5 protein-coding genes and 1 other RNA gene are annotated in these 6,933 nt (G+C 58.6%); 2 read left to right on the top strand and 4 right to left on the bottom strand.

Annotated features, from left to right (window positions below; all coding sequences use genetic code 11):
* Positions 1–31: 31 nt before the first annotated feature.
* Entirely contained in the window at positions 32–1,795 is a 1,764-nt protein-coding gene (locus ACR0EL_RS19885; protein WP_480501757.1) for a DNA polymerase III subunit gamma/tau, read from the bottom strand.
* Between the two features lie 173 nt (positions 1,796–1,968).
* Between ACR0EL_RS19885 and ACR0EL_RS19880 the strand changes: the two genes are divergently transcribed.
* The gene (locus ACR0EL_RS19880) at positions 1,969–2,481 is read left to right on the top strand and encodes a protein-tyrosine phosphatase family protein (RefSeq protein ID WP_480501755.1); all 513 of its coding nucleotides are present in this window, start codon (positions 1,969–1,971) and stop codon (positions 2,479–2,481) included.
* Between the two features lie 181 nt (positions 2,482–2,662).
* Complete coding sequence (locus ACR0EL_RS19875) at positions 2,663–3,520, top strand: alpha/beta hydrolase family protein (protein ID WP_480501753.1); 858 nt, start codon at positions 2,663–2,665, stop codon at positions 3,518–3,520.
* 31 nt (positions 3,521–3,551) lie between these two features.
* On the opposite strand, the gene rsgA is transcribed toward ACR0EL_RS19875, so the two are convergent.
* The 3 genes from rsgA to ACR0EL_RS19860 all read right to left on the bottom strand — a co-directional run bounded on the left by rsgA (position 3,552) and on the right by ACR0EL_RS19860 (position 6,755).
* Positions 3,552–4,580: a ribosome small subunit-dependent GTPase A gene (gene rsgA / locus ACR0EL_RS19870; RefSeq protein ID WP_480501751.1), complete on the bottom strand. Its 1,029-nt coding sequence runs from the start codon at positions 4,578–4,580 to the stop codon at positions 3,552–3,554.
* 159 nt (positions 4,581–4,739) lie between these two features.
* Positions 4,740–4,838, bottom strand: an RNA gene (ffs, locus tag ACR0EL_RS19865) — signal recognition particle sRNA small type.
* 39 nt (positions 4,839–4,877) lie between these two features.
* Positions 4,878–6,755 carry a bifunctional 2',3'-cyclic-nucleotide 2'-phosphodiesterase/3'-nucleotidase gene (locus ACR0EL_RS19860; protein ID WP_480501749.1) on the bottom strand — a complete coding sequence of 626 codons (1,878 nt, stop codon included), beginning with the start codon at positions 6,753–6,755 and terminating at the stop codon, positions 4,878–4,880.
* Between the last annotated feature and the right edge of the window lie 178 nt (positions 6,756–6,933).

Below are 6,933 nucleotides of genomic sequence, written 5' to 3'. Positions count from 1 at the left end.
GGGCGCGGGAGATTTGGCTTTTGAACCGGTGTCAATCCTCCTCGAACGGGTCCCATTCGTCTTCCACCTCTGGCAGCGCTTCGGTTTCGACCTGAGCGGCGCGTTGTTCGGGGGTCTCGATCTTGGTGATTTTGGCTTTCGGGAAATGCGCCAACACGGCTTGCACCAGAGGGTGTTCAGAGGCTTCATCCTTAAGCGCAAACTCGGCCTTGTCGCGAACCTCTGCAATGGTCGGCGCGTCTCCGTCCGACACAATAGAAACAGCCCAGCGGTTGCCCGTCCAGCGCTGCAAGGCCGAGCCAAGACGCGGGGCCAGATCGGTCGGGGCTTGCGGCGCGGGGGTGAACTCGATCCGACCGGGTTGGTATGAAACCAGGCGAACACCGTTTTCGACTTCGACCAGTAATTTGACATCGCGGTTGGTCCGGATCAGCTCGACCACATGGTCGAAGGTCGGATACCGGGCCAGCGCGGCCTGAACATCTTGTGCGAGCGCTGCGACAGGCGCGCCGCCGGAACTGCGCGGTGCGGGCTGGTGGCTTGCGGTCATCGGACCGCGTGCGTCCACAGGGGCTGCGCCATTGTTGTGAGGAGTTGCGCCCCCTCCTGGTCCACCCATGGGTGGAGGCGGTGCATCTTGAAGACGTTTGATCAACTCTTCCGGGCTTGGCAGGTCGGCCACATGGGTCAAGCGGATCACAGCCATTTCGGCTGCCATCATCGCGTTTGGCGCAGCGGAGACTTCCTCCAACGCTTTCAACAGCATCTGCCACATCCGAGTCAGCACGCGCATCGGCAGGGCCTCGGCCATCTGTTGGCCGCGCGCGCGTTCGTCGGGCGATACGGTTGGGTCCTCTGCTGCGTCCGGCGTGATTTTCACGACCGAGACCCAATGGGTGATCTCAGCCAGATCGCGCAGCACAGCGAGCGGATCGGCGCCTTCGGCATATTGCGCGCTGAGTTCGGTCAGCGCGCCGGCGGCATCGCCGCGCAGGATCATATCCATCAGGTCCAGAACCCGGCCACGATCAGCAAGGCCAAGCATGGCGCGCACCTGATCGGCCGTTGTCTCTCCGGCCCCGTGTGAGATCGCCTGATCCAGCAATGAGGTCGCGTCGCGGGCAGATCCCTCGGCTGCGCGGGTGATCAGGGCCAATGCGTCCTCGGCAATCTCAGCGTTCTCAGCCGCGGCGATCTTGCGAAGCAGGCCGATCATATCTTCGGGCTCGATCCGGCGCAGGTCGAAGCGTTGGCAGCGAGACAGAACCGTGACTGGAACTTTGCGGATCTCGGTGGTCGCAAAGATGAATTTCACATGCGCAGGTGGTTCCTCCAGCGTCTTGAGCAGCGCGTTGAAAGCGCTGGTCGAGAGCATGTGAACCTCATCGATGATGTAGATCTTGTAACGGGCTGAGGCGGCGCGATAGCGGACACTGTCGATGATCTCGCGAATGTCATTGACGCCCGTACGGCTGGCGGCGTCCATCTCCATCACGTCGACATGACGACCTTCCATGATCGCGGTGCAGTGCTCGCACTGGCCGCAGGGTTCGGTGGTCGGGCCGCCATTGCCGTCCGCACCGATGCAGTTCATGCCTTTGGCGATGATACGGGCCGTGGTGGTTTTACCCGTCCCACGAATGCCGGTCATGACAAAGGCTTGCGCGATCCGATCGGCCTCGAACGCGTTTTTTAACGTGCGTACCATCGCATCCTGACCCACCAGATCCGCAAAGGTTTCCGGGCGATATTTGCGGGCGAGAACCTGATAGGCGGGGCTGTCTGTTTCGGTCATGTCTGCTCTGGCGGATTCGGGACGTCGCCACAGCGTAGTGGCCGCCGCTGCCCGCGTCCACAGCGCGCTTCAGGAAATTTGGTTTGGAGCGAATCGCGATCTGCGTAAACTGGGGTCTCAGATTTGCAGAAACAAAACTTTTGAACAGGCGCGGTTTTGGGAGGAGGACTTTGATGTCTCAGCTGGTGGTCTATGCCTTGCAGGTTGGGGGTGGCACGCTTGCGCTGACGTCGCTGCCGGGTCGTGGGGGCGACTATGCCGATGATCTGGACACGATATCAGATTGGAAACCCGGGCTTGTGATCTCAATGACGACAGATGCCGAGATGTTGCAGGTCGGCGCACAGAGCTTTGGCAGCGACATTCAGGGGCGCGCCAGCCGGTGGGTACATCTGCCGGTCGAGGACTATGGAGTTCCGTCACCCAGTATCGAGGATGAGTGGGTTGCCGTCAGCGCGGCGGCGCGACATGCGCTGTCTGGGGGTGGCCGGGTGCTGGTTCATTGCCGGGGTGGGTGCGGGCGATCCGGAATGGTCGTTCTGCGGCTGATGATCGAATGCGGTGAACGTATTGATCAAGCGTTGACCCGCTTGCGGGCACTGCGTCCATGCGCTGTGGAGACTGACGAGCAGATGATTTGGGCCACACGCGCGACCCCCGACGTACTAGAACTGCGTTCGGGGTGATCTGGTTACATCCCTAAGGGTCTTGAGCAGGGGCGCGTGCGGTGTCGTTGCAACTTTGGGCAGATGCATGGTGTTGCGCAGATGGACGTTTGGTCAAGTAGTCCTCGGGTTGACTCGGACAAGGTTTGTTGTGCTTTGTAGATCGGTAAACTGATCGGTTCAGAAAGCACCCGAAGACGCGATGCTAGATACGCACGAGGCAGCGAAAGTTGAAGACTTTCAGTTCCAATCCGGATCAGCGATGCTGTCGGCGCGTTTGTATTGCCCCGTAGTCAAACCCGAAACAGTTGTTGTATTGAACGGGGCAACGGGTGTCCCACGCGACTATTATCAATATTTCGCAAGATGGTTGGCTGCAGAGCGCGGTATGGCCTGCCTAACTTATGACTACAGCGATTTTGGCCACTCATGCACTGGGCGTTTGAAAGACTCAAAGGTCACAATGGCCGATTGGGCATTGATCGACATGCCAGCGGCGCGGGCCGAGATGCGGCGACGTTTTCCTGATGCCAACCAGTGGACAATTGGCCATTCGGTCGGCGGGATGTTGGGGCCGGTGCAGCGGGATATCGACAAGATCGACCGAATGATCTGTGTCTGCTCGGGGCTGGTCACCTTGTCGGATCATCCCTGGCCCTACAAAGGGCTGGCCTGGATGTTTTGGCGCGGGCATGTGCCGTTGCTGGTGAAGGCGCTGGGGTATTTGCCGGGCAAGGCAATCGGGTTTGGGGCTGATTTGCCGGGTCCTGTCTACTGGCAATGGCGCAGGTGGTGCACTGCGCCGCACAGCTATCTACCCGAGATGGGGCAAAACCTGCCACAAGCGCGCTGGGCGGATTTGGGTGTCCCGGTGGATCTGTTCACCAGCGATGATGATCAGACCGTCCCACCTGAAGCGGTCTGGCGACTGGCCGATCTTTATGGCTCCAAGGCGCGACGCCATGTGCTGTCTGCACGCGACTACGGCGTTAAAGAAATCGGTCATATCGGCGCGTTTGCGCGGCGTAACGCGGCTGTTTGGTCCCGGTTGATTGAGTAGGGGCGTCGATTGCGCGACGCCCCTGTTTTGCTCACCGACCTTTTAGGTGCTTTTTGCCTTTCACAACCGATCGGACCATCTTTCCGAACGCCTTATCGCGCGCGCGAGATTGGGCGATGGTTTCAGAATTCCTCTGATCCTCGCGCCGCAGCTTACGCCATCGATCCAGCCGCGCAGGATCAAGCGTGCCATCGGTAATCGCAGCCTGTACGGCACATCCCGGTTCCTGTTCATGTCGGCAATCCGAGAACCGGCACCCTTGCGCAAGCTCCAGAATGTCAGAGAAGACCTCATCCACACCTTCTTGCGCATCAAGCAAACGCAACGCGCGCATGCCCGGTGTGTCGATCAGCCAGCCTTTGTTCCGCATCGGATGCAGGGCACGGGCGGTTGTGGTATGACGTCCATGGGCGTCATCCTCGCGGATGCTTGCCGTTGCCTCTGCCTGACCCGTCATCCCATTGGCCAGCGTGGTTTTTCCAACGCCGGACGAGCCGACCAGAGCAGCCGTTTGGCCGGTGGGGCACCAGCTGAGGACTTTTTCTATATCCTCAGGGTCAAGCGCGTTGACGGTCAGAATAGTCAGGAATGGCCCAAGTTTTTGTGCCTGACGCCGAACTGCGTCGGGATCCGCACACAGGTCCGCCTTGGTCAGGACGATGACCGGATAGCACCCGGCCTGATTGGCAAGGGCCAAGTATCGCTCCAGCCGGGGCAGGTTGAAATCCGCATTGCATGAGGTGACGATGAACAGCACATCCACATTTGCGGCGATCAGTTGCGCTTCGGCCCCCGTGCCAGCGGCACGCCGTTGCAGCAGGCTGCGCCGGTCGAGCAGGTGCTGAATGCGCTGATCCTGATCAGCAAGCACCCAGTCGCCCACTGCAAAGTCGCCAGTTGAACGAGCAGGTGAAGTAAGTGGCGTTTCGCCTGCAGTTGACAGCCCGATCAGACGATCGCGGTGTACCGCTGAGATGCGATAGGGGGTGTGATTAGAGTAATCCACGCTTTGCGCGGCAAAATGAGAGGACCATCCCAGGTCCGAAAGTGTATGAGACATTGATCTGCCTATGTTCAGAAACAGCATAGCGACCAAATGGCAGACGCGCATCCAGTGGCGATGTGTTCAGGCAGTCGGGTAGATTGCGATCAGAACCGCGCTGCCTGAAGGGTTTTTGCTACACTCATAAAAGCCCTCCTATGGCTTGTCGGTTGCGACCAGTGAGAGGTTGGACATCGACCCAAGCGGGGCTCGTTGTGGCTGCTTCCTTCCGGACCTGACCAGGTTGGCGAGGCGCTCGCCCGCGCCAACCTCTCAGGGCTTGATATAGGCAAGCCCGCTGCAAATGGCAACCCGTCAGAGAGTTAACTGAATGCGTTCAAAACCTGAGGAATCAGGGGTCAGAACTTGTGGTTCATATGTGTTTAACTCTGCCAAATACTTCAGCGCGCCGGGCCCGGTGGTCAGGATCGCCTGCGCCCCGTCTTGGGGGGTAAGCGCAAAGGGATAAGGTTTCTGCGCAAGCGGATCGGCGGGCAGATCGCCAATCAAATAGTCGCGCAGGACCCTTTTGATATCTAATGGCGGTAAGTTGATGGCATGCGCCTGATCGACGAAGGGGAAATACCCACCTCCGCTGGCGCGATAGTTGTTGAGCGCCACGATGACCTCCTGCTCGGGCCGCAGATCAGACCCATTAATGTGCAGCTGGCGTATGCGTCGATTGTCTTGGCCCAGCAATTGCCCTTGGCGGTCAAACCGCGCAGGTTGTGCCAGATCGATCTGGTAGCTCAGCCCAAACAGCACATCAAAATTATACCCTGCGCGGCTTGGATCAATCAGCTCGGATGCGGCATCGAATCGCAACTGATGAAAAACGCCAGCCGACATCTCAAGCCAGTCGAGAACCTGTGCGCCAGTGACTCTGACGGCGCGCAGCTCATTGGGGAAAATATGCAGGTCGGCGATGTGGCGCAGGCAAACCTCACCTGCGGGGACGTCGGTATAAAAGCGAGGGCCAGATCGACCGCCACACTTGTAAGGAGAGACGGCCGATAGCATTGGTAGATCTGCCAGTGCCGAGCCCGCTAGATATGGCCTGAGGCCTGCTGCCTGAGCCATCGCAACAAGTGCAAGCCCCTGATCCGGGGCGCAAAAGCTGAAATAGCTGTGCAAGGGCTGCGAGATTCGGGTCACCGGTTCTGCCATCTCAGCGCGGGTTTTGGAATGGATTGGCGCAAAAAGCGCGACAAGTTCGGGGTTTTCCGGCACCTCGGCATCATCTGATGCCGTACTCACCGCATGCAGTTTTGCACTTTGCGCGATAATGACCCAGCCAGCATCGGCTGAACGAGCCATATGCAGATCAATCTGCCCCAGATGTGAGCCCGCTGATCCAGCCATGACCACGGGTTTGCCATGGATCAACCCGGCGTCATGATCCACTTGGGGCATGGTGCTATGGCTTGGACCGGGCATCGTGAAATGCGTATGCCCGGCGATCAGGGCATCTATGCCCGCAAGACCTGCAAGCGCGATCACCATATTCTCAGACCCGGGGGCTTCGTCTTCCTGCTCGATCCCTGAATGCGCCAATGCGATGATCAGATCGCATCCCGCCGATTTCAGGCTCTGTACCGCGCGTTTGGCCGCGTCGAGAATACCTTCGGAGGTCACCATTCCACTTAGGTGATGCGCTTCCCACTGGGTTGTCTGCGGCGGCAGAATAGAAAAAACACCAATGCGCAGGGGTATATCTTGCCCGTCCCACGAAACGGTTTGGTCAAAGATCGTGTGGTCTTGCCAGCGTGTTCGGATGCCTTTGGTCGGGTACAGATTGCTGCACAGAACCGGGCAGGGCGCGTCTGCAAGAATGCGATCCAGCGCGTCCAGTCCAAAGCCAAAGTCGTGATTGCCCAGACCTATCGCATCGTACTGCAAAGCGGCAAAGCCCTGCATCATCGGATGGGTGTCGTGGTCTTGTACCGCCCGGTCACCAAGCGGTGTGCCCTGAAGCGCATCGCCATTGTCGAAGAGCAGGACAACTGCATCACCTGCAGAATGGCGTGCGGAGTTGATCAGATTGGCGGTTCGCGTAAGCCCGACTGAAGCATCGGGCAGGTCGGAATAATAGTCGAAACCAGTCAGGTTCATGTGCAGATCGGTGGTCGCGAGAATACGAATTTTCACGTCTGCGCTTTCAGTCTGACTTGTACAAACTGGTCTTGTTTTCACTCTGAACTACTACTTTTGGGCGATAATATTATTCAAAATCAACATTTAGTAGATTTAATGCACATATTTTTAGGCGTATCAACCACGGCGTTGTCGCAGGGTCAGGGGTGTGCCGAGGAATTGCATTGCAACATTCTGGTTGCCGTGGCAGCCCTGTCAGCAAAGCCCAAGGGACAAT

The sequence above is a fragment of the Ruegeria sp. AH12 genome, assembly GCF_056541465.1.
The sequence above is the reverse complement of the archived record's forward strand: the minus strand, read 5'-3'. Positions and strand labels throughout refer to the sequence as shown.